The organism is Pseudomonas putida (assembly GCF_022627325.1).
GTDB classification, from domain to species: Bacteria; Pseudomonadota; Gammaproteobacteria; order Pseudomonadales; family Pseudomonadaceae; genus Aquipseudomonas; species Aquipseudomonas putida_X.
The window spans coordinates 1-22693 of record NZ_JAETZZ010000013.1; the positions used below are offsets into that span (position 1 = coordinate 1).

The 22693-nt window shown below is 62.8% G+C and carries 21 protein-coding genes and 1 pseudogene; 13 read left to right on the top strand and 9 right to left on the bottom strand.

Going from position 1 to position 22693, the window contains the following annotated elements; all coding sequences use genetic code 11:
• From JNA92_RS19760 to gdhA, 3 genes and pseudogenes are all read left to right on the top strand, one after another.
• Positions 1 to 108 (top strand): annotated as a pseudogene (locus JNA92_RS19760) (IS110 family transposase); the annotation flags it as partial.
• Positions 109 to 378: 270 nt separating this feature from the next.
• Positions 379 to 2046: an energy-dependent translational throttle protein EttA gene (gene ettA / locus JNA92_RS19765; RefSeq protein ID WP_241806281.1), complete on the top strand. Its 1668-nt coding sequence runs from the start codon at positions 379 to 381 to the stop codon at positions 2044 to 2046.
• Positions 2047 to 2287: 241 nt separating this feature from the next.
• Positions 2288 to 3628 (top strand): NADP-specific glutamate dehydrogenase, encoded by a 1341-nt coding sequence (gene gdhA, locus JNA92_RS19770; protein ID WP_241806282.1) that lies wholly within the window; start codon positions 2288 to 2290, stop codon positions 3626 to 3628.
• 180 nt (positions 3629 to 3808) lie between these two features.
• On the opposite strand, the gene JNA92_RS19775 is transcribed toward gdhA, so the two are convergent.
• The 3 genes from JNA92_RS19775 to JNA92_RS19785 form a co-directional block, all read right to left on the bottom strand.
• Entirely contained in the window at positions 3809 to 4306 is a 498-nt protein-coding gene (locus JNA92_RS19775) for a GreA/GreB family elongation factor (RefSeq protein ID WP_241806283.1), read from the bottom strand.
• A gap of 109 nt (positions 4307 to 4415) precedes the next feature.
• Positions 4416 to 6269 carry an Lnb N-terminal periplasmic domain-containing protein gene (locus JNA92_RS19780; protein ID WP_241806284.1) on the bottom strand — a complete coding sequence of 618 codons (1854 nt, stop codon included), beginning with the start codon at positions 6267 to 6269 and terminating at the stop codon, positions 4416 to 4418.
• A 75-nt stretch (positions 6270 to 6344) separates the two neighbouring features.
• Complete coding sequence (locus tag JNA92_RS19785) at positions 6345 to 6833, bottom strand: DUF3015 domain-containing protein (protein ID WP_012316307.1); 489 nt, start codon at positions 6831 to 6833, stop codon at positions 6345 to 6347.
• A 251-nt stretch (positions 6834 to 7084) separates the two neighbouring features.
• Here JNA92_RS19785 and JNA92_RS19790 point away from each other — a divergent pair, with 251 nt between their 5' ends.
• The 5 genes from JNA92_RS19790 to JNA92_RS19810 all read left to right on the top strand — a co-directional run bounded on the left by JNA92_RS19790 (position 7085) and on the right by JNA92_RS19810 (position 11907).
• Positions 7085 to 9523: a Lon protease family protein gene (locus tag JNA92_RS19790; RefSeq protein ID WP_241806285.1), complete on the top strand. Its 2439-nt coding sequence runs from the start codon at positions 7085 to 7087 to the stop codon at positions 9521 to 9523.
• A gap of 163 nt (positions 9524 to 9686) precedes the next feature.
• Positions 9687 to 10025 carry a hypothetical protein gene (locus JNA92_RS19795; protein WP_012316305.1) on the top strand — a complete coding sequence of 113 codons (339 nt, stop codon included), beginning with the start codon at positions 9687 to 9689 and terminating at the stop codon, positions 10023 to 10025.
• Between the two features lie 240 nt (positions 10026 to 10265).
• The gene (locus JNA92_RS19800) at positions 10266 to 10754 is read left to right on the top strand and encodes a TIGR00645 family protein (RefSeq protein WP_008092009.1); all 489 of its coding nucleotides are present in this window, start codon (positions 10266 to 10268) and stop codon (positions 10752 to 10754) included.
• Between the two features lie 144 nt (positions 10755 to 10898).
• The gene (locus JNA92_RS19805; RefSeq protein ID WP_241806286.1) at positions 10899 to 11204 is read left to right on the top strand and encodes a DUF6482 family protein; all 306 of its coding nucleotides are present in this window, start codon (positions 10899 to 10901) and stop codon (positions 11202 to 11204) included.
• Positions 11205 to 11289: 85 nt separating this feature from the next.
• Positions 11290 to 11907: an FKBP-type peptidyl-prolyl cis-trans isomerase gene (locus tag JNA92_RS19810; RefSeq protein WP_241806287.1), complete on the top strand. Its 618-nt coding sequence runs from the start codon at positions 11290 to 11292 to the stop codon at positions 11905 to 11907.
• Between the two features lie 123 nt (positions 11908 to 12030).
• Here the strand turns inward: JNA92_RS19810 and JNA92_RS19815 are convergent, their stop codons facing one another.
• The 3 genes from JNA92_RS19815 to JNA92_RS19825 all read right to left on the bottom strand — a co-directional run bounded on the left by JNA92_RS19815 (position 12031) and on the right by JNA92_RS19825 (position 13830).
• A complete protein-coding gene (locus JNA92_RS19815; protein ID WP_012316301.1) occupies positions 12031 to 12276 on the bottom strand; it encodes a PA4570 family protein in 246 nt (81 codons plus the stop codon).
• A gap of 83 nt (positions 12277 to 12359) precedes the next feature.
• Positions 12360 to 12701: a zinc ribbon domain-containing protein YjdM gene (locus tag JNA92_RS19820; protein WP_241806288.1), complete on the bottom strand. Its 342-nt coding sequence runs from the start codon at positions 12699 to 12701 to the stop codon at positions 12360 to 12362.
• 160 nt (positions 12702 to 12861) lie between these two features.
• Positions 12862 to 13830 (bottom strand): polyprenyl synthetase family protein, encoded by a 969-nt coding sequence (locus tag JNA92_RS19825; RefSeq protein ID WP_241806289.1) that lies wholly within the window; start codon positions 13828 to 13830, stop codon positions 12862 to 12864.
• Between the two features lie 245 nt (positions 13831 to 14075).
• Between JNA92_RS19825 and rplU the strand changes: the two genes are divergently transcribed.
• From rplU to JNA92_RS19850, 5 genes are all read left to right on the top strand, one after another.
• Entirely contained in the window at positions 14076 to 14390 is a 315-nt protein-coding gene (gene rplU, locus JNA92_RS19830; RefSeq protein WP_008092021.1) for a 50S ribosomal protein L21, read from the top strand.
• Positions 14391 to 14428: 38 nt separating this feature from the next.
• Complete coding sequence (rpmA, locus tag JNA92_RS19835; RefSeq protein ID WP_008092023.1) at positions 14429 to 14686, top strand: 50S ribosomal protein L27; 258 nt, start codon at positions 14429 to 14431, stop codon at positions 14684 to 14686.
• Positions 14687 to 14876: 190 nt separating this feature from the next.
• On the top strand, positions 14877 to 16103 hold the full coding sequence (gene cgtA / locus JNA92_RS19840; protein WP_241806290.1) for an Obg family GTPase CgtA: 1227 nt from the start codon (positions 14877 to 14879) through the stop codon (positions 16101 to 16103).
• A gap of 87 nt (positions 16104 to 16190) precedes the next feature.
• Positions 16191 to 17309 (top strand): glutamate 5-kinase, encoded by a 1119-nt coding sequence (gene proB / locus JNA92_RS19845; protein WP_241806291.1) that lies wholly within the window; start codon positions 16191 to 16193, stop codon positions 17307 to 17309.
• On the top strand, positions 17306 to 17767 hold the full coding sequence (locus JNA92_RS19850; RefSeq protein WP_241806292.1) for a CreA family protein: 462 nt from the start codon (positions 17306 to 17308) through the stop codon (positions 17765 to 17767). Before proB ends, JNA92_RS19850 begins: the two co-directional genes overlap by 4 nt.
• Positions 17768 to 17844: 77 nt before the next feature.
• On the opposite strand, the gene mksF is transcribed toward JNA92_RS19850, so the two are convergent.
• Genes mksF through mksB form a run of 3 tightly spaced genes read right to left on the bottom strand, consistent with a single transcriptional unit; the run spans position 17845 to position 22647 of the window.
• Positions 17845 to 20676 carry an Mks condensin complex protein MksF gene (gene mksF / locus JNA92_RS19855; protein WP_241806293.1) on the bottom strand — a complete coding sequence of 944 codons (2832 nt, stop codon included), beginning with the start codon at positions 20674 to 20676 and terminating at the stop codon, positions 17845 to 17847.
• Positions 20673 to 21380, bottom strand: coding sequence for an Mks condensin complex protein MksE (gene mksE, locus JNA92_RS19860; protein ID WP_241806294.1), 708 nt, complete (start codon positions 21378 to 21380; stop codon positions 20673 to 20675). Before mksE ends, mksF begins: the two co-directional genes overlap by 4 nt.
• Positions 21370 to 22647: an Mks condensin complex protein MksB gene (gene mksB, locus JNA92_RS19865; protein ID WP_241806295.1), complete on the bottom strand. Its 1278-nt coding sequence runs from the start codon at positions 22645 to 22647 to the stop codon at positions 21370 to 21372. The genes mksE and mksB overlap by 11 nt, the downstream gene beginning before the upstream one ends.
• Between the last annotated feature and the right edge of the window lie 46 nt (positions 22648 to 22693).

Consider the following 22693-nt stretch of genomic DNA (forward strand, 5'->3'; position numbering starts at 1 on the left):
ACGACCCAGGCGTTGGTAATTCTGGCCAGGAAGCTCGCACGAGTGGCATTCGCCCTGATGAGAAATCAGGACGAATACGTTACCAAAGGCGGGAAAATGGCTTGCTGAGAACCATAGAATCTCCCACTGGGGTAAGTGTGCCCTCGGGGCTTTGGGGCGCCTGGGGCGCAGCGGTCTAACGCCATTTCTAGAAGCCAACGCTATCCCTGTGTGCCGGCTTGCCGGCGATGGGCCGCACCATCCGACCACCCTGTGCAACGCCGCGCGTTGGCGTAGAATGGTCGACTTTGTTAAATGACACCCTGTAAACACATCCGCCTGGCCACCTGGCCGGGGCAATCGTCGATGTCTTTACCTATCTGATTAGAGGGCTTGGTTTTGGCTCAATACGTCTACACCATGCATCGGCTGAGCAAGGTCGTGCCGCCGAAGCGGGAAATTCTCAAGAACATTTCCCTGTCGTTCTTCCCGGGCGCCAAGATCGGCGTACTCGGCCTGAACGGCGCGGGTAAATCGACCCTGCTGCGGATCATGGCGGGCGTCGACAAGGAATTCGACGGCGAAGCCCGTCCGATGTCCGACATCAACGTCGGCTACCTGCCCCAGGAGCCGCAGCTGGACCCGAGCAAAACCGTACGCGAAGTAGTCGAAGAAGCGGTCAGCGTGATCAAGGACGCCCAGGCCCGCCTGGACGAGGTCTACGCCGCCTACGCCGAACCTGACGCCGACTTCGACAAGCTCGCCGCCGAGCAGGCCAAGCTCGAATCCATCCTGCAGGCTGCCGACGGCCACAACCTCGAACGCCAGCTCGACGTCGCCGCCGATGCCCTGCGCCTGCCGGCCTGGGATGCGCGCATCGAACACCTGTCCGGTGGTGAGAAGCGTCGTGTGGCCCTGTGCCGTCTGCTGCTGTCGGCCCCCGACATGCTGCTGCTCGACGAACCCACCAACCACCTGGACGCCGACTCGGTGGCCTGGCTGGAGCGCTTCCTGCACGACTTCCCAGGCACCGTGGTAGCGATTACCCACGACCGTTACTTCCTGGATAATGTCGCCGGCTGGATCCTCGAACTCGACCGCGGCGCCGGCATCCCGTACGAAGGCAACTACTCGGGCTGGCTGGAAGCCAAGTCGGACCGTCTGGCGCAGGAGTCCAAGCAGCAGAGCGCCCACGAGAAGGCCATGAAAGAGGAACTGGAGTGGGTGCGCAAAGGCGCCAAGGCCCGCCAGTCCAAATCCAAGGCACGTCTGCAGCGCTTTGAAGAAATGCAGTCGCAGGAATTCCAGAAGCGCAGCGAAACCAACGAGATCTACATCCCGGCCGGCCCGCGCCTGGGCGACAAGGTCATCGAATTCAAGAACGTGTCCAAAGGCTATGGCGACCGCGTGCTGATCGACAACCTGTCGTTCGCCATGCCTAAAGGTGCCATCGTCGGCGTGATCGGTGGTAACGGTGCCGGTAAGTCGACCCTGTTCCGCATGCTGATGGGCAAGGAACAGCCAGACTCGGGCAGCATCGAGATCGGCGAAACCGTGCAGCTGGCCTGTGTGGACCAGAGCCGCGAAGACCTCGACGGTGCCAAGACTGTGTTCCAGCAGGTCTCCGATGGTTCCGACATGATCCGCATCGGCAACTACGAGATCCCGTCGCGTACCTACGTTGGCCGTTTCAACTTCAAGGGCGGCGACCAGCAGAAGTTCGTCAAGGACCTTTCCGGTGGTGAGCGCGGCCGCTTGCACCTGGCCCTTACCTTGAAAGAGGGCGGCAACGTGCTGCTGCTCGACGAACCGTCCAACGACCTGGACGTCGAGACCCTGCGTTCGCTGGAGGAAGCCCTGCTGGACTTCCCAGGCGCCGCAATCGTGATTTCCCACGACCGTTGGTTCCTCGACCGTGTGGCTACCCACATCCTGGCGTACGAGGACGACTCGAACGTGGTGTTCTTCGAGGGTAACTACACCGAGTACGAAGCCGACCGCAAGAAGCGTCTGGGCGACGCCGCTGCCCAGCCGCACCGGGTACGGCACAAGAAACTGGCCCAGTAAGCCGGTTTCCGATGCACAAGAATGGGGCCCTAAGCGGCCCCATTTTTGTGCCTGGCATACAGTGCTATTGCCGCGAAAAGGGCTATTTTGCCACCGTATAGCCACATGCTTTGTATACAGTTATATAAAACGCACCAAATAATTTCATAAAAACGACATTTTGCCCTGTTCCAGTGCAATTGCTTCTTGGTACATTCCAGAAAACCAATAAGTCCAATCCCTCTTGGTGAGATGTCTGCCCATGATCGAATCTGTCGACCATTTCCTCGAGCGCCTGAAGCAGCGCGACCCGGCCCAGCCCGAATTCCACCAGGCGGTGGAAGAAGTGCTGCGCAGCCTCTGGCCGTTCCTGGAAGCCAACCCACACTACCTGCAGGCCGGCATCCTCGAGCGCATGGTCGAACCTGAGCGTGCGGTGTTGTTCCGCGTATCGTGGGTCGATGACCAGGGCAAGGTTCAGGTCAACCGCGGCTACCGCATCCAGATGAGCAGCGCCATCGGCCCCTACAAGGGCGGCCTGCGTTTCCACCCTTCGGTCAACCTGGGTGTGCTCAAGTTCCTGGCCTTCGAGCAGGTATTCAAGAACTCCCTCACCTCGTTGCCCATGGGCGGCGGCAAGGGCGGCTCGGACTTTGACCCCAAGGGCAAGAGCGACGCCGAAGTGATGCGCTTCTGCCAGGCCTTCATGAGTGAGCTGTACCGCCATATCGGCGCCGACCTGGACGTGCCCGCCGGTGACATCGGTGTGGGCGCCCGCGAAATCGGCTTCATGTTCGGCCAATACAAGCGCCTGGCCAACCAGTTCACGTCGGTGCTGACCGGCAAGGGCATCACCTACGGCGGCAGCCTGATTCGCCCTGAAGCCACCGGCTACGGCTGCGTTTACTTCGCCGAAGAAATGCTCAAGCGTCAGGACCTGCGTATCGATGGTCGTCGTGTGGCGATTTCCGGTTCCGGTAACGTTGCCCAGTACGCCGCGCGCAAGGTCATGGACCTGGGTGGCAAGGTGATCTCGCTGTCCGATTCCGAAGGCACGTTGTACGCCGAAGCGGGGCTGACCGATGCCCAGTGGGAGGCTGTGATGGCGCTGAAAAACGTCAAGCGTGGCCGCATCAGCGAACTGGCCGATCGGTTCGGCCTGGAGTTCCGCAAAGGGCAGACGCCATGGAGCCTGCCATGCGACATCGCCCTGCCGTGTGCCACGCAGAACGAACTGGGCAGCGAAGACGCCCGCACCCTGCTGCGCAACGGCTGCATCTGCGTGGCGGAAGGTGCCAACATGCCGACCACGTTGGAGGCTGTGGATATCTTCCTGGAGGCGGGCATCCTGTACGCACCGGGCAAGGCATCCAACGCCGGCGGTGTGGCTGTGTCGGGCCTGGAAATGTCGCAGAACGCCATGCGCCTGCTGTGGACTGCCGGGGAAGTGGACAGCAAGCTGCACCACATCATGCAGTCGATTCACCATGCTTGCGTGCACTACGGTGAAGAGGCCGATGGCACGGTCAACTACGTGAAGGGCGCCAACATTGCCGGCTTCGTCAAAGTCGCTGACGCCATGCTGGCCCAGGGCGTGGTCTGATTTGAAAGACTGGGGCTGCGTTGCAGCCCATCGCCGGCAAGCCGGCTCACCTCGATTGCGCAGTTCTTCAGGCCTGCGCTTTACCCGTGGAAGCACCCGTCTTGCCCAACTTCTAAAAGCCGGCGCGATACCTGTGTGGCCGGCTTGCCGGCGAATGGGCCGGGCACCGGCCCCTTGGTTTCAGGCCTCAGTCACAATATCCATCACCTCGATCACCTGATCCCCCGCCGGCCGCCGCCACATCACTTCATCCCCTGGCCCTGCGCCCAGCAACGCCCGCCCCAGCGGTGACCCCCAATTGATCAGCCCTCGGCTGGCATCGGCTTCATCCTCTCCCACCAGTTGCACGGTCTGTTCCTGCCCTTGTTCATCGGCAAAGCGCACCCGGCTGCCAATCTGCACCTTGCTGGTCGAGGTCGCAGCGGGTACTACCTGGGCGCTCTGCACCCTGGCGCTGAAATAACGCAAGTCACGCTCAGCGTCTGCCAGGCGTTGCTTGTCACCCTGTTCGCCCAAGGCCTGCAGTTCGGCACGCAAGGCATTGAGTTCGGCCAGGCGCTGCTGCAGCTGGCGCATGCCACTGGCAGTGACGTAGTTGGGCTGGTCGCTGACGTGCCGTTCCACCGGCTGGTCGGCCTGGGCGGCGGCTTGGTCTTCGTTGACGAATGCGCGGCTCATAGGGGCCTCCTTTTGCTCGAAACAGCGTCAGAGAGTGGTAGGTTCACGTTGGCCACGTGTTGGCCTCAAGGGCCCTATCGGCGGCTTGCCGGCGATGGGGCCAGTGCAGTCAGTAGTGGTACCACTTCAGCTCCAGCATCACCTCATTCTGGGCTGTAGCCAAGTGGCTGAACGCCCGCGAAGCACTCAGCCTCAACCCCAGGTTCTGGCTGATCTCCCACTGCTGGTTCAGGCTCACACTGCGCCGCACTTCGCCATTGGTGAAGTAATCGCCTTTGGCTTCCAGTGTCATGTTGCCCAGCCCGTTGCGCCACAGCAGCCCGCCATTGAACCCCGCCGCTGGGGCGATGAACTGGGCGAAGTCGTTATGGTGCTCGACCCGCACAGTGCCCAAGGCGAAGCCCAGCAGCCCGTCGGCCAATTGCCAGGTGCCGCCGGCACCGCCGTTGACATGGCTCACCAGCACTTCATCGTCATGTTTGCCCGGCACCCGCTCCAGGCCACCGGCGACCTGCCACGACCAGGGTTTGAGCAGTTCGTTGCGAGGGGTCAGCGAGCGAATCGTGGCCAGATCCAGGCGTTGCACCTGCCAGTCGTTGCCTTCGTACTGGCGCACCTTGAGTTGCAGGATTTCGATCTGCGCGCCAAGCGGGAAGCCGTAGGCATTGTCGTTCAGGTCGTGATACGCCATGCGCAGCCCGTATTCGGCGTAGGCGCGGTCTTCCCGGGTGCCGACGCCAAGCTGCCAGGTGCGGGAGTCATGGCCGTCCTCGGGCAGGCCGGGGCGTTCGATCTGCAGGGGCGGTGGTGGGTTGCGGTTGATCGCCCGCAACAGCTCGAAGCTACGCCGTGCCTGGCCGGGGTCGCGCTCCTGGCCGTTGGCCCGATAACGCTCCAGGCGGTAAGCGGCGTCCTGCACCAGGGCCTGGCGCTCGCGGGGCAGGGCGGTGAAGGCCGGGCTCTGCAGCTGCGCCGTGTCGGCACTGACGGCCAGCACCTGGCGTTTCTCATCCAGGCCCAGCGGTTCGGCCCGGGCCAGCAGTTCCCGCTCACGCGAGGGCCGGTAAGTCTCGCTGGCGACCATGCCCGACTGTTTCACGGCCTTGACCGTGTCGGTGGGGATTGCGGTCAGCGGGAACTGCGAGGTCAGGTCCAAGCCCGGCCGCGCCACCTGCAGCAGTTCCAGCAGGCGGTAGGAGCAGTTTTCGTCGAAGAAGAAATAGTCGAACTGGACCTGCTTGAGTTCCCACACATGCTCGACCATGCGCCCGGTTTCTTCCGGCGTCAGGTCCAGCTGGTACTCCCACAGGTCACGGTTTTCCAGGCTGCGGTATTCGGACAGTTTTTCCTGATAGGGCATCAGGGCGAAAAGCCCGGGATAGCCGCCCATCAGGCCCTTCCAGGCATACAGGATGCTGTTGTCGCTGCCTTCGATATAGGCGCCGAAGTTGATGGCATAACTCAGCAGCGTGGTGTCGTCGCTGCGGGTATTGGACTGGTCGATGCGCAGCAGGGTATGGCCGAACATCGACGATGGGCTGTTCAGGTAGGCCGCCGGGAAGATCAGCGCCGCGCTGTGCGGGTCGACCGATTCGTACCAGGTCTTGAACTCCTGGCAATCCGGCTGCGGCAAACCTTGCAGGCCCAGTTGCTCCTTCAGCCAGCGGGTGCGGGCGGGGAACACGCATTGGGCATGCTTGTCGCCCAGGCTGGCCGGGGCATACAGCGCCTGCACCGTGGCCCGCAGCTCTTGGTCCGGGTGGTGCGCGCCGTCCTCGGCGAGGAAGAATTTGCGGTCGTCGACATAGCTGCGCCAGCCGCCGAGCTTGGCGGTTTCGTAGTGGCCCAGGGCAATCCAGTAAGGGGTATTGGCCAATTGCTGGAGACGGCCTTCATCCAGCGCAGGCGCGGCATGAACAGGGGCGCAGGCACACAGCGCCAGGTAAGCGAGGCGTTTGAGCATGTCGGGCAACTACTTCTTAACGATGCCGATAAAAAGGCGAAAACCCGCCCCGGGAGGGGGCGGGAGCAGCTGCGCTTAGGCCTCGGTAGCGTACTTGGCCAGGCGTGGGTCGTTCTTCAGAACGGCCAGGGTGTTGCTGTGGACAGTTTCGGCATTCACGTCGGCGCTGCTGAAGATCTGGTTGAAGTGCTGGTGGGTGACCGAGTTGAAGTAACCGCGGTCTTCCGGCGCTACACCCAGTACCACCGCGTAGGTGGTGAGTGCTTCGCCTTGGCCCATGGCCATGTCTTCGGACAGTTCGTTCATCATGCCATTCATGGCGAACCAGGACTTGCCACCATAGGTCAGCGAGGCCTTGGTGGAGCAGCCGTTGGTGCCGGAGGTCATGCCGAAGGTAGCGTTACCGGATGTACCGTTGGTGGTGGAGGCCAGGAAGTGAGCCGGCGTGCCGCGCTGGCCTTCGAACAGCATGTTGCCCCAGCCGCAGTTCGGGCCGCCCGGCGCTTCGGCCATGGCATTGAGCGAGACTACGGTGAACAGAGTACCCAGAAGAATCCGTTTCATAGCATTTGTTCTCTATTTGTCTTAACCAAGGGTCAGGGTTGCTGGCAACTCGGTTGCCAGGTCGGGAAAGCTTTTCACCCACCCGCGCAGCTTGGAGTTTAGGCACGATCTAAAGGTTGCGTCGTTGATTGCGAAAAATTTGCTTGGGTCGCTGATCGATACTGCGACATAAAGTCCCGCTGAGCCTTGCAAGGCGCGCGCGGGCGGCGCCAGAATGCTGCGTATCTGCCCCGCCGAAGTAAGGAAACCCAATGCCCGATCCTGTCGCTGCGCGCCTGCGTCTCGCGCCTGAAGCTTTGACCAGGCGTTTTTCTCCTGAGCAGTTTGCCTTTGCCAATACCGACGATCTGGAACCGTTTCGCGGAGTCCTGGGCCAGGAACGTGCTGTCGAGGCCCTGCAGTTTGGGGTGGCCATGCCACGCCCCGGTTACAACGTATACGTGATGGGCGAGCCCGGTACCGGGCGCTTCTCGTTCGTCAAGCGCTACCTCAAGGCCGAGGGCAAGCGCCAGCAGACCCCTGCCGACTGGGTCTACGTCAACCACTTCGATGACACCCGCGAGCCGCGGGCACTGGAGTTGCCGTCGGGCAGCGCCGCAGCGTTCATCAGCGACATGGGCGGCCTGATCGACAACCTGCTGGCGACGTTCCCGGCGGTATTCGAACACCCGTCGTATCAGCAGAAGAAGGGCGCCATCGACCGTGCCTTCAACCAGCGCTACGACCGTGCGCTGGATGTCATCGAGCGCGCCTCGCTGGAAAAGGACGTGGCCCTGTACCGTGACGCCAGCAATGTCGCCTTCACCCCGATGGCCGACGGCAAGGCACTGGACGAAGCCGAGTTCGCCCAGCTGCCTGAGGAAGTCCGCGAGCAGTTCCACGACGACATCGCCTACCTCGAGGAGCGCCTCAACGAAGAGCTGGCCAGCCTGCCACAGTGGAAGCGCGAGTCGAACAACCACCTGCGCCAGCTCAACGAAGAAACCATCACCCTGGCTTTACAGCCTTTGCTGGCGCCGCTGTCGGAAAAGTACGCCGAGAACGCCGCAGTGTGTGCCTACCTGCAATCGGTGCAGCTGAACCTGCTGCGTACCGTGGTCGAGCAACTGGTCGATGACAGCAAGACCGACGCTGTCGCGCGCAAGCTGCTAGAAGAGCAGTACGCCCCCAGCCTGGTGGTCGGCCATCACGCCGTCGGTGGCGCGCCGGTGGTGTTCGAGCCGCACCCGACCTATGACAACCTGTTCGGGCGGATCGAATACAGCACCGACCAGGGGGCGCTGTACACCTCCTACCGCCAGCTGCGCCCGGGCGCGCTGCACCGCGCCAACGGTGGGTTCCTGATTCTCGAAGCGGAGAAGATGCTCGGCGAGCCGTTCGTCTGGGATGCGCTCAAGCGTGCCCTGCAGTCGCGCAAGTTGAAGATGGAGTCGCCGATCGGTGAACTGGGCCGCGTCGCCAGCGTCAGCCTGCAGCCGCAGATGATCCCGCTCAACGTCAAGCTGGTGATCATCGGTTCGCGTCAGCTGTACTACGCCTTGCAGGACCATGACCCGGACTTCCAGGAGATGTTCCGGGTGCTGGTGGACTTCGACGAAGACATGCCGATGGTCGACGAAAACCTCGAGCAGTTCGCCCAGCTGTTGCGCACCCGTACCAACGAGGAGGGCATGGCGCCGCTGACCAGCGATGCGGTGGCTCGCCTGGCCACCTACAGCGCGCGCCTGGCGGAGAACCAGTCGCGCCTGTCGGCGCGCATCGGTGACCTGTTCCAGCTGGTCAGCGAGGCCGACTTCATCCGCCAGCTGGCCAGTGACGACATGACCGATGCCGGGCACATCGAGCGTGCGCTCAAGGCCAAGGCCACCCGCACCGGGCGCGTTTCGCAGCGGGTGCTCGACGACATGCTGGCAGGCATCATCCTGATCGACACCGAAGGCGCCGCTATCGGCAAGTGCAACGGCCTGACCGTGCTGGAGGTGGGTGATTCGGCCTTCGGCATGCCGGCGCGCATTTCCGCCACCGTCTACCCGGGCGGCAGCGGCATCGTCGACATCGAGCGCGAGGTCAACCTGGGCCAGCCGATCCACTCCAAGGGGGTCATGATCCTCACCGGTTACCTGGGCAGCCGTTACGCCCAGGAATTCCCCTTGGCGATTTCCGCGAGCATTGCCCTGGAGCAGTCCTACGGTTATGTGGACGGTGACAGCGCCTCGTTGGGCGAGGCGTGCACGCTGATCTCGGCATTGTCGCGCACCCCGCTCAAGCAGTGCTTTGCGATCACCGGCTCGATCAACCAGTTCGGTGAAGTGCAGGCAGTGGGTGGGGTCAACGAGAAGATCGAAGGCTTCTTCCGCTTGTGTGAGGCCCGTGGCCTGACGGGCGAGCAGGGGGTGATCATCCCGCGCGCCAACGTTGCCACGCTGATGCTCGATGAGCGTGTGCTGCAGGCGGTCGAGAACGGCGTGTTCCACGTCTATGCGGTCAGCCAGGCTGACGAGGCGCTGAGCCTGCTGGTGGGTGAGGACGCCGGGGAGCTGGACGAGCAGGGGCAGTTCACCGAAGGCAGCGTCAACGCCCGGGTGGTCGAGCGCTTGCGCGAGATCGCCGAGATGGTCAGCGAGGAGGACATCGAGAAGGCGGAAAAGGAACGCCTGGAAGAGGTGATTGCCCAGGCCAAGCCAGCCTGAGTCAATAAATCGGCGCTGGCGGCCATGTGCTACCGTTCAGCGCCGGTTTTCCATCTTTTTGCGTTGCTCTTCTATGCTGGAACTTAGGACAGCGTCAGGGTTCAGGATGGAAACAGCCCGAACGTTTCGAGCTGAACACGGCTTATTGGAGGGGGACGCGGCCATGCGCAACCTCTGCCTTACTCGCCAGTGCCTGGGCCTGGTGACGCGTATCGAATGCAGCATTCGCCCATTGGCCGGTGATAACGGCATGTGGACCTTGCTGTTCGCTGCCGGCATGGCCGGTGAGCAACCCTCAGCCATCAAGGCCCAAGGACCGTTCCATGGGCCGTTGGTCGCCGAGTCCGTGCTCAACGCCATTGTCGACAGCCTTACCCTGCATGGGTACCAGGTGGCCGAAGATCCGCAGATCTGGTGCCTGCACCTGCAGGCGCAATTGCGCCGGATCAACGGTGAACGTTGTCGCAACCTGGGGGACTATCAGTTCCACCCTGAAACCTGAGCGCTTGTTCCTGGGGCAATCGCCGGCAAGCCGGCGCCTACAGCTAGAGCGCCGGCCTTATCCAGCAATTGACGCCCCTGTTGTAGGCGCCGGCTTGCCGGCGATCACCGGTGAAGCCGGTGCCATGCACCGCTGCGTTTGCGCGACACGCAGCCCGCTTGAGCCCGGGCTTTTGCTGTAACAGGCGGCTGGCTATACTCGGCGTCGCTTTTTCAGTCACCTGACGAGTCCCAACCCTCCATGGAACGTATTCTCGAAAACGCGATGTATGCCTCGCGCTGGCTGCTCGCCCCTATCTACTTCGGCCTTTCCCTTGGCCTGTTGGCCTTGGCGCTGAAGTTTTTCCAGGAAGTCATTCACGTCCTGCCCAACGTATTCGCCCTGAGCGAAGCCGACCTGATCCTGGTGATCCTGTCGCTGATCGACATGTCGCTGGTGGGCGGCCTGCTGGTCATGGTGATGATCTCTGGCTACGAGAACTTCGTCTCGCAACTGGACATCGACGACAGCAAGGAGAAGCTCAACTGGCTGGGCAAGATGGACTCTTCGTCGCTGAAGATGAAGGTCGCTGCCTCGATCGTGGCCATTTCCTCCATCCACCTGCTGCGGGTGTTCATGGACGCGCAGAACATCTCTACCGACTACCTGATGTGGTACGTGATCATCCACATGACCTTCGTGGTGTCCGCCTTCTGCATGGGTTACCTGGACAAACTCACCAAGCACTGAGCCCTTGCCGGCCCCGGCGCAGGCTTGCCGGGGCTGGGGCCGGCGCGGCCCAACTGACGAGCGGCGTCAGTAATGCCTTGTGTATTCCCAGGTCCTGTACAAAAAATGAGCACTCATGCCGGGTTGCAGCAGCGAGGTGCTCCCATGAACCTGCATCAGCTCAATACCGAGGCCAGGGCCGGCCATGTCGATGAATTGAACCTGATTGCCATCGAAGGTGGTGATTACCTGATCGAGGCCCGTATCAAGGGCCATGCCCACCCCTTGGCTGATACCCGCGGTGAACGCTTGCGCGTGCACTCGGTGGAAAACGCCCGCACGTTGCTGCAAACCATCCCGATGGTCTCGATGAACCTGGTGCACTGGTCCGTGCAGGACGAAATGTGCGGCATGGGTTCGCACCCCGAAGAAGACCTCAAGGTACCCATTTCCCAGCGTTCGGCCTGGTAGCTGCTCGCAGCGTCCCAGTGTGCTAGGCTGCTCGCCCTTTTCATCAAGGGCGCGGCTGCACTGCGCCCTGCAGTGGAGCACGACAATGTCCGAACTCAACCTGTCCACCGACGAAACCCGCGTCAGCTACGGCATCGGCCGTCAGCTGGGCGGCCAGCTGCGCGACAATCCGCCACCAGGCGTCAACCTGGAAGCCATCGTGGCCGGCCTGACCGACGCCTTCAACGGTGCCGACAGCCGCGTCAGCGAAGCCGACCTGTCGGCCAGCTTCAAGGTCATCCGTGAAGTGATGCAGGCAGAAGCTGCTGCCAAGGCTGAAGCTGCTGCTGCCTCCGGTAAGGAATTCCTGGCCGAGAACGCCAAGCGCGAAGGCATCACCACCCTTGCCTCGGGCCTTCAGTTCGAAGTGCTGACCGCAGGCGAAGGCGCCAAGCCGACCCGCGAAAGCAACGTGCGTACGCACTACCACGGCACGCTGATCGACGGCACTGTGTTCGACAGCTCCTACGAGCGTGGCCAGCCGGCTGAATTCCCGGTCGGTGGCGTGATCGCTGGCTGGACCGAGGCCCTGCAACTGATGAATGCAGGCAGCAAATGGCGCCTGTATGTGCCGAGCGAGCTGGCCTACGGCGCCCAAGGCGTTGGCAGCATCCCGCCGCACAGCGTGCTGGTATTCGACGTCGAGCTGCTCGACGTTCTGTAATACCGCTGGGGCCGCTTCGCGGCCCATCGCCGGCAAGCCGGCTCCCACCAGGGCCGCGCAGAACCTGAGGTTTGCACTGCACTTGGCGCCGGCTTGCCGGGGATGAGGCCGGTGCTGCCGGCTTCAATTCCAGTCTGTTCCCACCGGGCGCAACGCCCGCGCATAACAGAACAGGAACAAATTGCGCACCAGCTCCTTGAGCACCACCGGTTCACTCGAATTCAACCCGCTCATGTCCAGGTCACCCTGATCACGCAGTTCGTCGAGCGCTTCTTCTTCGAGCACGGCGCACACTTCGCCGGTTTCGCGATGCAGGATGCGCAGGTAAGGGTGGGGGCGGTCCAGCCAAGCGTCGATCAGATAAGTCATGGCTATTCTCCTTGGGTGACGGTCCAATGAGAATAATTCTTATTATCAAAATAGCAAGAGACTATTGGCTGTTTTTCAGGTAATCAGACCTTGCGCACGAATTCCGACTTCAGCTTCATGGCGCCAATGCCGTCGATCTTGCAGTCGATGTCGTGGTCGCCGTCGCACAGGCGGATGTTCTTGACCTTGGTACCGACCTTGACCACCAGGGAAGAACCCTTGACCTTGAGGTCCTTGATCACGGTGACGGTGTCGCCGTCCTGCAGTACATTGCCCACTGCATCCTTTTTCACCACGTCATCGCTGCCGGCATCGGCTTCGCCGTTGGCCGACCACTCGTGGGCGCATTCAGGGCAGATCAGCTGGGTGCCATCCTCGTAGGTGTACTCGGAATTGCATTTAGGGCAGGGCGGCAAAGTGCTCACTTCGGTTCCTTAAGCAGACAGACGGTTAAAGGCCCATATTGTATAAGGTTTTAACAGGGAAATGTTTTTGTCCGCACAAATGCATCGCGGGCAAGCCTGCTCCTGCAGAACCCTGTGGATCCTGCGGAGCAGGCTTGCCCGCGAAGAGGGTGGCGCGACCTTAGTGCGTGCGCGCTACGGCAAACTCACTGAGTTCCACCAGTGCATCCCGGTATTGGCTGGCCGGCAGCACTTCCAGGCACTCAATGGCCCGCTTCACGTAATCACGTGCCAGTTGCGCGGTGTAGTCCAGCGCGCCCGAAGCCTCGACCGCCACGCGGATCTGCTCCAGGTCTTCCAGGCCACCCTTCTGGATCGCCTTGCGCACCAGTGCAGCCTGCTCAGGCGTGCCTTCGCGCATGGTGTAGATCAGCGGCAGGGTTGGCTTGCCTTCGGCCAGGTCGTCGCCCACGTTCTTGCCCAGGGTCTGCGAATCGCCTTTGTAGTCGAGCAGGTCGTCGACCAGCTGGAAAGCCACGCCCAGGTGGTCGCCGAAGGTGCGCAGGGCCTCGCGCTGCTCGTCGGTGGCACCGGCCAGCGCGGCGGCGCTGTGGGTCGAGGCCTCGAACAGCATCGCGGTCTTGCCCCGGATGACCTCCATGTACACTTCTTCGGTGGTGCTGGCATCGCGCACGCGCGACAGCTGCAGCACTTCGCCTTCGGCGATCACCCGGGTGGACTTGGAGAGGATCTGCATGACCTGCATTGAGCCCAGCTCGACCATCATTTCGAACGAGCGCGAATAAAGGAAGTCGCCCACCAGCACGCTCGGTGCGTTGCCCCACAGGGCATTGGCGGTGGAACGGCCGCGGCGCATGCCGGACATGTCGACCACATCGTCGTGCAGCAGGGTGGCTGTGTGCAGGAATTCGATGGTTGCAGCGAGCAGGCGCAGGTCGTCGCCCTCGCGGCCCAGAGCCTTGCCACACAGCAGCACCAGCAGCGGGCGCAAGCGCTTGCCACCGGCCGACGTGATATAATCGCCGATCTTCGATACCAGCGGCACGCGCGAGGTCAGCTGCTTCTTGATGATCTCGTCGACGGCGCTGAAATCGTCAGCTACCGCGCGGTAGAAGGTTTGGGGTTGCATCGGCTGCTCCAGTGAGGTTGCGCGGCATGCTAGGTCGCGGGTCCCGGTGTGTCAAGGCGCGCCGCCCGGTGAGCGGGGCCGGTACTTGCAAGCAAAACCACGGTTGCGTACAATCGCGCACCCTAACTTCCTGGGCAGCACCTGCCTTACGCAATTGCGCCGGGCCGTTCCAGCCCTGTGCAGCCATGCCAGCCAATACTCATCATATAAAGCGCTGGGTGAGCAGGATTATCGGAGAAATACCCATGTCTTACGCAGTAATCGTTACCGGCGGCAAGCAGTACAAAGTCGCTGAAGGTGAATTCCTCAAAATCGAAAAGCTGGAAATCGCCACTGGCGAATCCGTGACTTTCGATCGCGTTCTGCTGGTTGCCAACGGTGAAGAAGTCACCATCGGCGCTCCAGTCGTCGCTGGCGCTAAAGTTGTTGCCGAAGTCGTTTCGCAAGGCCGTCACGATAAAGTACGCATCATCAAGTTCCGTCGCCGTAAGCACCACATGAAGCGTATGGGCCACCGCCAGTGGTTCACCGAGATCAAAATCACCGGTATCCAGGCTTAATCGCTCAGATCCCCTGAATTTATTTGGAGAATTGAACCATGGCTCACAAGAAGGCTGGTGGTAGTACTCGTAACGGTCGCGACTCAGAATCGAAACGCCTTGGCGTGAAGATGTATGGCAGCCAGGTCGTCAAGGCCGGCAACATCATCGTCCGTCAGCGCGGCACCCAGTTCCACGCCGGCTACGGCGTTGGCATGGGCAAGGATCACACCCTGTTCGCCAAGATCGAAGGCGTGATCAAGTTCGAGAAGAAAGGCGAGTTCAACCGCCGTTACGTGAGCATCGTCGCCGCTTAATCGCGACGTCGCTCCAGAAGCCCCGTCATGCGACGGGGCTTTTTCGTTTGTGGTGAGCCTCTTGCAAAGCTGTTTGTATGGGCTGCCGGCGTGGGTTTCTTCGGTCGTACGGGGCCGCCGCGCTCATTTTTGCAAGAGCCTCAGGTTTTTTAAGTATTCAGCTCGTCGGAAGGCGAGAGGCGGTTTTTGAATGAAGTTTGTTGACGAAGTATCCATCCGGGTCAAGGCCGGTGATGGTGGTAACGGTTGCATGAGCTTCCGTCGCGAGAAGTTCATCGAGAACGGTGGCCCCAACGGGGGTGACGGTGGCGATGGCGGCTCGGTGTACATGGTGGCCGACGAAAACCTCAACACCCTGGTTGACTACCGCTATACCCGTCACCACGAAGCCCAGCGCGGCGCCAATGGTGGCAGCACCGATTGCACCGGCAAGAAGGGCGAGGACCTGTTCCTGCGTGTGCCGGTCGGTACCACCGTGATCGACGCCTCCACGCAGGAAGTGATCGGTGACCTGGTCACCCCCGGCCAGAAGCTGATGGTCGCCCAAGGCGGCTGGCACGGCCTGGGCAACACCCGTTTCAAATCCAGCACCAACCGTGCGCCGCGCCAGACTACCCCAGGCAAGCCGGGCGACCAGCGCGACCTGAAGATGGAGCTGAAAGTCCTGGCCGATGTGGGCCTGCTGGGCCTGCCGAATGCCGGCAAGAGCACCTTCATCCGTTCGGTGTCGGCCGCCAAGCCGAAGGTCGCCGACTACCCGTTCACCACCCTGGTACCGAACCTGGGCGTGGTCAGCGTCGACCGCTGGAAGAGCTTCGTCATCGCCGACATCCCCGGCCTGATCGAAGGCGCATCCGACGGTGCCGGCCTGGGTATCCGCTTCCTCAAGCACCTGGCGCGTACCCGCGTGCTGCTGCACCTGGTCGACCTGGCGCCGCTGGACGGCAGCAGCCCGGCCGACGCCGCCGAAGTGATCATCAACGAGCTGACCCGCTTCAGCCCGTCGCTCACCGACCGTGAGCGTTGGTTGGTGCTGAACAAGGCCGACATGCTGATGGACGACGAGCGCGACGAGCGCGTCAAGGAAGTGGTGGAGCGTCTGCAGTGGGAAGGCCCGGTCTACGTGATCTCGGCCATCGCCAAGCAGGGCACCGAGCAGCTCTCTCACGACCTGATGCGCTACATCGAAGACCGCGCCGATCGCCTGGCCAACGACCCGGCCTACGCCGAGGAACTGGCCGACCTGGACCAGCGCATCGAAGACGAAGCCCGCGCCCAGCTGCAGGCCCTGGACGACGCCCGTACCTTGCGTCGTACCGGCGTCAAGAGCGTGCACGACATCGGCGACGATGACGCGTGGGACGATGATTTCGAGGACGACGAAGACGGCCCGGAAATCATTTACGTGCGCGACTGACCGGTTGCAGTACACTAAACGCCGCTCTCTGGAGCGGCGTTTTTGTATCCACGGTATCTACAGATTCGACATAGGTTGGAAGAGAAGATGCGAAGCAAGGTGACTGGCGCCAAGCGCTGGGTCGTGAAGATCGGTAGTGCATTGCTCACGGCCGATGGCAAGGGCCTCGACCGCGGTGCCATGGCCGTATGGGTCGAGCAGATGGTTGCCCTGCGTGAGGCGGGTGTTGAGTTGGTGCTGGTGTCCTCTGGGGCCGTGGCTGCCGGCATGAGCCAGCTGGGCTGGACCGCACGACCGAGCGCGATGAATGAGCTGCAGGCTGCCGCTTCGATCGGCCAGATGCGCCTGGTGCAGGCGTGGGAGTCGAGCTTTGGCGAGCACGGCAAGCACACCGCGCAGATCCTTCTGACTCACGACGACCTGTCCGACCGCAAGCGTTACCTCAACGCCCGCAGCACCTTGCGCACCTTGGTCGACCTGGGCGTGGTGCCGGTGATCAACGAAAACGACACCGTGGTTACCGACGAGATCCGCTTCGGCGACAACGACACCTTGGCCGCGTTGGTGGCGAACCTGGTTGAAGCCGACCTGCTGGTGATCCTCACTGACCGTGACGGCATGTTCGACGCCGACCCGCGTAACAATCCAGAGGCGCAGCTGATCTACGAAGCCCGTGCCGATGACCCAGCGCTCGACGCCGTAGCCGGCGGTACCGGCGGTGCCCTGGGCCGTGGCGGCATGCAGACCAAGCTGCGCGCCGCACGCCTGGCTGCCCGTTCTGGTGCCCACACCATCATCATCGGAGGCCGTATCGAACGGGTACTCGACCGGCTCAAGGCTGGCGAGCGCCTGGGTACCCTACTGTCGCCTGAGCGCGGCATGCTGGCGGCGCGCAAGCAGTGGCTGGCTGGCCACTTGCAAACCCGCGGCACCCTGGTGCTGGACGCCGGTGCCGTGCAGGCGCTGCGCCAGGCCAACAAGAGTTTGCTGCCGGTCGGTGTGAAGACCGTCCAAGGCAGCTTCCGCCGTGGTGAAATGGTGGTGTGCGTGGGCCCCGACGGCCTGGAAGTGGCCCGTGGCCTTGCCAACTACAGCGCGCTGGAAGCACAGAAAATCATCGGCCAATCGTCCGATGCCATCGAGTCCCTGCTTGGCTACAGCGCCGAGCCGGAGCTGGTCCACCGTGACAACCTGGTGCTGGTATGAACATGCTCAAACGCGTGATTGCCGTGGCGGCCCTGGCGCTGCCGGTGCTGGCAGTGGCCGAGGAAATCGGCCAGGTATCTACGGTGTTCAAGTTCGTCGGGCCCAACGATCGCATCGTGGTCGAGGCCTTCGATGACCCCAAGGTCGAAGGTGTGACCTGCTACCTGTCGCGCGCCAAGACGGGTGGAGTGAAGGGTGGCCTGGGCTTGGCCGAGGACCGTGCCGAGGCGTCGATTGCCTGCCGCCAGGTGGGGCCGATCAACTTCAAGGGTGAGTTGAAAGATGGCGAGGAGGTGTTCAAGGAACGCACCTCGCTGGTGTTCAAGACCATGCAGGTGGTGCGCTTCCTGGACAAGAAGCGCAATACACTGGTGTACCTGGTGTACAGCGACCGCATGATCGAAGGCAGCCCGCAGAATGCGGTGACGGCGATTCCGATTCTGCCTTGGGCCCATTGAGGCAACAGCGGAGGCCTTCGGCCTCCCATCACCAGCTTGCCGGCGAGGGGCCGCAAAGCGGCCCCGTCACACACTAATCAGGCCAGCTCCTCGGCCTGATCCTCGCGCACCATCGCCTTCTCCACATCACGACGGCTGATGTACTTCCAGTCCGCTTCGTCGATGTAGATGCCATTAGGCCCACTACCGCCTTCCAGGTCGATCGCCACATGCGCCGATACCTGTGGCTTCACGCTCGCCAGAATCGGTACGAAGCCCAGCTGCAGGCTGGTCTCCAGGAGCGCGGCCTGGTTGCGCTCGTCGATGTCCGCCGCTTCGTCCAGGTAGTAAGGCAGGCGAATGCGCCCGGCCAGGTCGCGATCCATCAAGTGCAGCAACAGGTACATGTTGGTCAGCGCTTTGATGGTCATCGTGGTGCCGTTGGAGGCGGCGCCGTCGATGTCGGCGTGAATCACCGGCTGGCTGTTGATCTTGGTGATCTCGAACGCCAGTTCGAACAGGTCCTTGAGGCCCAGCTGGTTGTGGTTGGCCGCCACCAGCCGTGCCAGGTACTCCTTGGCTTCTTCGTTCTTGTGATCCTGCTCCGAATTCTGAGTCAGGTCGAACACCGACAGGGTCTCGCCTTCCTCATACTGGCCGGCGCTGTGGATGATCTGGTCGATATGCTTGAGCGCTTCCTTGTTCGGCGCCAGTACCACGCGGAAGCTCTGCAGGTTGGAAACCTGGCGCTTGTTGATCTCGCGGTTGAACAGGGCCAGCTGGTGCTCGAGGCTGTCGTAGTCGCTGCGGATGTTGCGCAGGGTGCGGGCGATGTCGGTGACTGCGGCGCGGCGCGCCTTGGCCAGGGTCAGGGCCTCGTCGGTACGGTGGGCATACGCATTGACCAGCAGCTGCAGGCGCCGCTCCATGTCATCTTCACTGTCGAACTTGGCCACGCCCTTCAGACGCACCTGGGCGTACAGCGCCTCGATCTGGTTGTCGACACGCTGCAGGGCCTGCCAGCTGTCCTGGTAATCGTTGAGCAGCGGCAATAGGTTGTCCATGGAGTCGTCAACCGCTTCCATGAACGGCGTGCCGAACGGCAGGTCGGCAGGTAGCAGCTGGCGACGGCGCAAGGCGTCTTCCAGGGTGCGCTGCTTGGCTTCCAGGTCGGCGATCTGCCGCCCGACCAGTTGCAGCTTGGCCGACAGTTGCTGGACGCGCTCGGTGAAGGCATCGCTGGAGCGTTTGAGTTCGTCCTGGGCCGCTTCCAATTGCGCCAGTTGTTCCAGCTTCTCCGGCTCTTCAGCCGCCAGTGTTTCGCTGCGACGGTAGTCTTCCAGGGCCTTCTGTGCGTCCAGCACCTCCTGGTACAGGGCTTCGGTCTGGGCTTTGGAGGCGCTGCGGTCGGCGGCCACCGATTGCTGGGTCTTGAGCTGCTTGAGCTCGCGCTCCAGGCGGTCCTTCTGGTCGCGCAGGGCCGCGCGGTCGGCCAGGGCTTGCAGGGCGGGAGGGTCGATGTGCGAAAGGTCGATGGAAATGCCTGGGGCCTCGAAGCGCTCGCCCTTGAAGCCATCGAGCACCGCTTCCAGCGATTTCACCCACAGGTCGCTGTCGTCCAGTTCGATACCGCGCTCGCCCAGCGGCAGGCTGAACAGTGCGCCGTTGAACAGGCGCATCAGGCGGTCGACGTCTGCCTGCGAAAACTCTTCGCGCAGGCGGGCGTAGCTGTTGTTGTCGGCGTGGTCGAGCTGCTGCCTGACCTGCTTGAGGCGTTTTTCCAGGTCGCGTACACGCTCGTCGAGGTCTTCGGCAGAGAACTGCCGCGACTGGGCCAAGGCGCCGGCCAGTTCGTCGTGGGCGTCCTTGGCGGCCAGCAGTTGCTGCTCCAGCACTTTGACGTCATCGACCAGGGCAAAGCGGTGCTTGAGCACCGACAGCTCACCGAGCCAGCGCTGGATACCGGTGATTTCACGTTCCAGGCGCATCAGCTCCTGGGTGCCGCCACGCTGGTCGTTCTGCAGGCGGTCCTGCTCGCCGCGGTAGTGCTCGGCCTGGATCACCAGCTCTTCCTTGCGCGCCATGGCGTATTCCTGCCAAGTGCCCAGCAGGTTGTCGAGCAGTGGCGAGAGGCGGTGCAGCTTGCCGCGCAGGATGTCGCGCTGGGCCACGCCGCCGGCCAGGGCTTCGACCAGCGGGCCGGCGGCAACCAGCGCGTTGTAGTCCTGCTCCATGCGGCGTACGTCGCGGAAGGCTTCTTCACAGGCGGCGATGTAGTCGACGCTGCCCGAGCGCAGGCTATGCTCGAACGCGTCGAGGAACAGCTGTTTGAGCTTGGCGGCGGTGATTTCGCGCATGTGCAGCAAGTTGATGAACAGTGCCCGGAAGGTTTTCAGGCTCTGTTCGCTGGTCGAGCGCAGCGGGATCATGGTCAGGTCCAGCGGCACCGACGTGTGGCCGCCGACCAGCAACCGGCGCAGCTCGTCCGGCTTGAGCTCGTAGGCTTTGAGGCCCAGGCGCTCGAGGTTGGTGAACAGCTCTTTCTGGCGCAGGCAGGTGTCGTTCTTCTGGTAGTGGTCCAGGTCCAGTTCACCCTTGTAGGCAAAGAACTGGTGGCCGAAACCGCCGCCCGGCCCGCGCCCGACCACGCCAATCACGTGGGGCCCGTGGGGCAGGTTGAGTTCGCAGAGAATGTACGAGGTGTCGCTGGCGAAGTAGAAGCGGCGCGACTGCTCCAGGCTGTACTTGCCGAAGCTCATGTCGGACATGCGCGCCAGGATCGGGAACTGCAGGGCGTTGATCGAAGCGGATTTGCCCAGGTTGTTGGCGCCGTAGACCGACAGCGGGTGCTCCAGCGGGAACAGGCCCAGGCTGTAGCCGGCGGTGTTGAGCAGTGCGAAGCGGCGGATGCCGTAGCGTTCCTGGCTCATGCGTCAATCTCCTGTTGCTCTTCGCGGATGGCCCGGGCCAGGGCCTCTTCTTCGCTTTCTTCGCCCTCGAACGGGGTGAGGTCGAGCGGGTCGTCGGTGTGGGCCAGCGCTTCGGGGCTTTCTTCCTCGACCAGCACCGGCGTTGGCAGCGGCAGATCGCTGTGCAGGCTGGCGGCCAGGTCGCGGTCCTGCTGCACCGACAGGCACACATCGAGGAACCGGTGCATCGGCGGCAGGAAGCGGTAGATCCCGTTTTCCTCGTGGGCGAAGCCGAGCTGGGTCATGCGGCGCATGATCTTTTCTTCCAGCTCGTCGACGGTTTGCACTTCAGCCTGCAGGAACAGGTCACGGTATTTGTCCAGCAGCGAGGGCAGCTCATCGCGCCCGATGCTGCCGCCGTCGAGTACCGCCATCGGGTCGCGGCCCTGGTCGGCCAGGTGTTCGACCAGAATGAAGGTGAACAGCGACAGGCGCTGGGCGGTCTTGTTGACCTGCGCGGCGGCCTGCTCGGGGACGAAGTAATAGAAGCCGCGGGTATCGCACACCAGCTCGAAGCCCAAGGCCTTGAACAGGGTGCGGTACTGGTCCTGGAAGTTCGACAGCTGGGCGTACAGCTCCGGGTCGCGGCGGCTGATGTGGAACCCTTTGAACAGCTCGCGGAAGATCGGCGCGAGCTGGGACAGTTCGGAAAGATCAAGATGCATTGGCTGGGCTCGCGTTGGTTTCAGGTTGCGCTTCGCGGCTGGATGTCAGGGCGTACGAGCGCAGGCTGACCAGGTGTTCATGGGTGGTGTACTCGCGCCGTTCCAGGCGTTCGCGCTTGAAGCGCTTCTCACGTGACAGGCGCGAGAACCAGTACAACAGTTCGTCGGTGGCGCCGTCGGGCTCCTGGTCCAGCAGCCAGACCATCAGGTCAGGCAGCGGCAGGGCATCTTCGCAGCGCTCGAGCATTTCCTTGACCGTGCGTGGCGCGCGCGGCAGCGGGCCAGTCTGGGTCTTGTGCGCCTTGGGGAACCTGGCCGGTTTCGGCTCGAAGCGGGCGAGGGCATAAACGTACGCCTCGACCTGGCTGGCGCTGCCCAGGAAGGTGCTCTGCGGCCGGGTGAACAATGGCATGGCCGCCTGCGGCACCGCGTCGATACCTTTGCGCCGGATGACCGACAGGGCCAGGGCGGCGCCGCGGGTCACGGCATTGTGCCGGCGCGCTTCTTCGCGCAGCGGCAGCAGCAGTTCACGGGCGTGGCGCAGGGTCAACTGGGCGCTGGTCTGCATCTCGAGGATGCGCGCATGGGTGCGCAGCAGCATGTCGTCGTCGACCAGGTGGCCCAGGCGCGCCTGTTCGCCGAGCAGTTTCAGCAGCACGGTCTCGACCTTGCGCACGCCCTGTTCGAAGGCGCCGTCGGCGTTGACCAGCTGGATCATCGGCTCGACGTATTCGTCCCAGGTCGCCAGTACTTCGGCATAACGCTGGCGCAGCGGGATCTGGCGGTTGCTGGTCTTGGCCCGTTCGGCCACGGCGACCAGCGCCTGTTCATCGTTGTCGAGCTTCTTCAGCACGTCGCGCACGCGCATGTCGAGCAGGCGCAGCTGGCGCGCCAGGTCATCGCTGTCGCGGTTGTCGAAGGCATCCTGGATATGCCCGGCAAGGCGCTCCAGGTGGCGCAGGTAGGCCTCGATCTCCAGGCACAGGCCCAGACGGTGCTCACGGCGCAGGTAGGCGAGGAAGTCGTGGATCTGGGCGTTGAGCTCGAAACGGTTCGGGCTCTTGGCCACCGGGACCAGGATATCCAGGCGGATCCACACGTCGAGCAGCTGGGTGATGTCCTGCGGCGTGCTTTCCACTTGCTGGCGGCCCAGCTGCTGGCGCAGCTCGACCAGGCTCAGGGTGCCTTGGTCGAAGCGCTCGCACAGCGGCTCGATCAGGGCCCAGTGTTCGGCTAGGGCGCGCAGGACGCGCTTGGGTTCGATCATTGGCGTCTACTCGTTGCCAAGTAAAAAGGGGGCGATTGTACTGCAT

Excerpts from the sequence above, each read along its gene's own strand:
- proB (WP_241806291.1), top strand. The coding sequence starts at position 16,191 with ATGCGAAGCAAGGTGACTGGCGCCAAGCGCTGGGTCGTGAAGATCGGT.
- JNA92_RS19790 (WP_241806285.1), top strand. The coding sequence starts at position 7,085 with ATGCCCGATCCTGTCGCTGCGCGCCTGCGTCTCGCGCCTGAAGCTTTG.
- JNA92_RS19800 (WP_008092009.1), top strand. The coding sequence starts at position 10,266 with ATGGAACGTATTCTCGAAAACGCGATGTATGCCTCGCGCTGGCTGCTC.
- mksF (WP_241806293.1), bottom strand. The coding sequence starts at position 20,676 with ATGAGCCAGGAACGCTACGGCATCCGCCGCTTCGCACTGCTCAACACC.
- gdhA (WP_241806282.1), top strand. The coding sequence starts at position 2,288 with ATGATCGAATCTGTCGACCATTTCCTCGAGCGCCTGAAGCAGCGCGAC.
- JNA92_RS19780 (WP_241806284.1), bottom strand. The coding sequence starts at position 6,269 with ATGCTCAAACGCCTCGCTTACCTGGCGCTGTGTGCCTGCGCCCCTGTT.
- JNA92_RS19810 (WP_241806287.1), top strand. The coding sequence starts at position 11,290 with ATGTCCGAACTCAACCTGTCCACCGACGAAACCCGCGTCAGCTACGGC.
- mksE (WP_241806294.1), bottom strand. The coding sequence starts at position 21,380 with ATGCATCTTGATCTTTCCGAACTGTCCCAGCTCGCGCCGATCTTCCGC.
- cgtA (WP_241806290.1), top strand. The coding sequence starts at position 14,877 with ATGAAGTTTGTTGACGAAGTATCCATCCGGGTCAAGGCCGGTGATGGT.
- JNA92_RS19785 (WP_012316307.1), bottom strand. The coding sequence starts at position 6,833 with ATGAAACGGATTCTTCTGGGTACTCTGTTCACCGTAGTCTCGCTCAAT.
- JNA92_RS19815 (WP_012316301.1), bottom strand. The coding sequence starts at position 12,276 with ATGACTTATCTGATCGACGCTTGGCTGGACCGCCCCCACCCTTACCTG.
- JNA92_RS19795 (WP_012316305.1), top strand. The coding sequence starts at position 9,687 with ATGCGCAACCTCTGCCTTACTCGCCAGTGCCTGGGCCTGGTGACGCGT.
- rplU (WP_008092021.1), top strand. The coding sequence starts at position 14,076 with ATGTCTTACGCAGTAATCGTTACCGGCGGCAAGCAGTACAAAGTCGCT.
- rpmA (WP_008092023.1), top strand. The coding sequence starts at position 14,429 with ATGGCTCACAAGAAGGCTGGTGGTAGTACTCGTAACGGTCGCGACTCA.
- JNA92_RS19825 (WP_241806289.1), bottom strand. The coding sequence starts at position 13,830 with ATGCAACCCCAAACCTTCTACCGCGCGGTAGCTGACGATTTCAGCGCC.
- JNA92_RS19775 (WP_241806283.1), bottom strand. The coding sequence starts at position 4,306 with ATGAGCCGCGCATTCGTCAACGAAGACCAAGCCGCCGCCCAGGCCGAC.
- JNA92_RS19850 (WP_241806292.1), top strand. The coding sequence starts at position 17,306 with ATGAACATGCTCAAACGCGTGATTGCCGTGGCGGCCCTGGCGCTGCCG.
- JNA92_RS19805 (WP_241806286.1), top strand. The coding sequence starts at position 10,899 with ATGAACCTGCATCAGCTCAATACCGAGGCCAGGGCCGGCCATGTCGAT.
- mksB (WP_241806295.1), bottom strand. The coding sequence starts at position 22,647 with ATGATCGAACCCAAGCGCGTCCTGCGCGCCCTAGCCGAACACTGGGCC.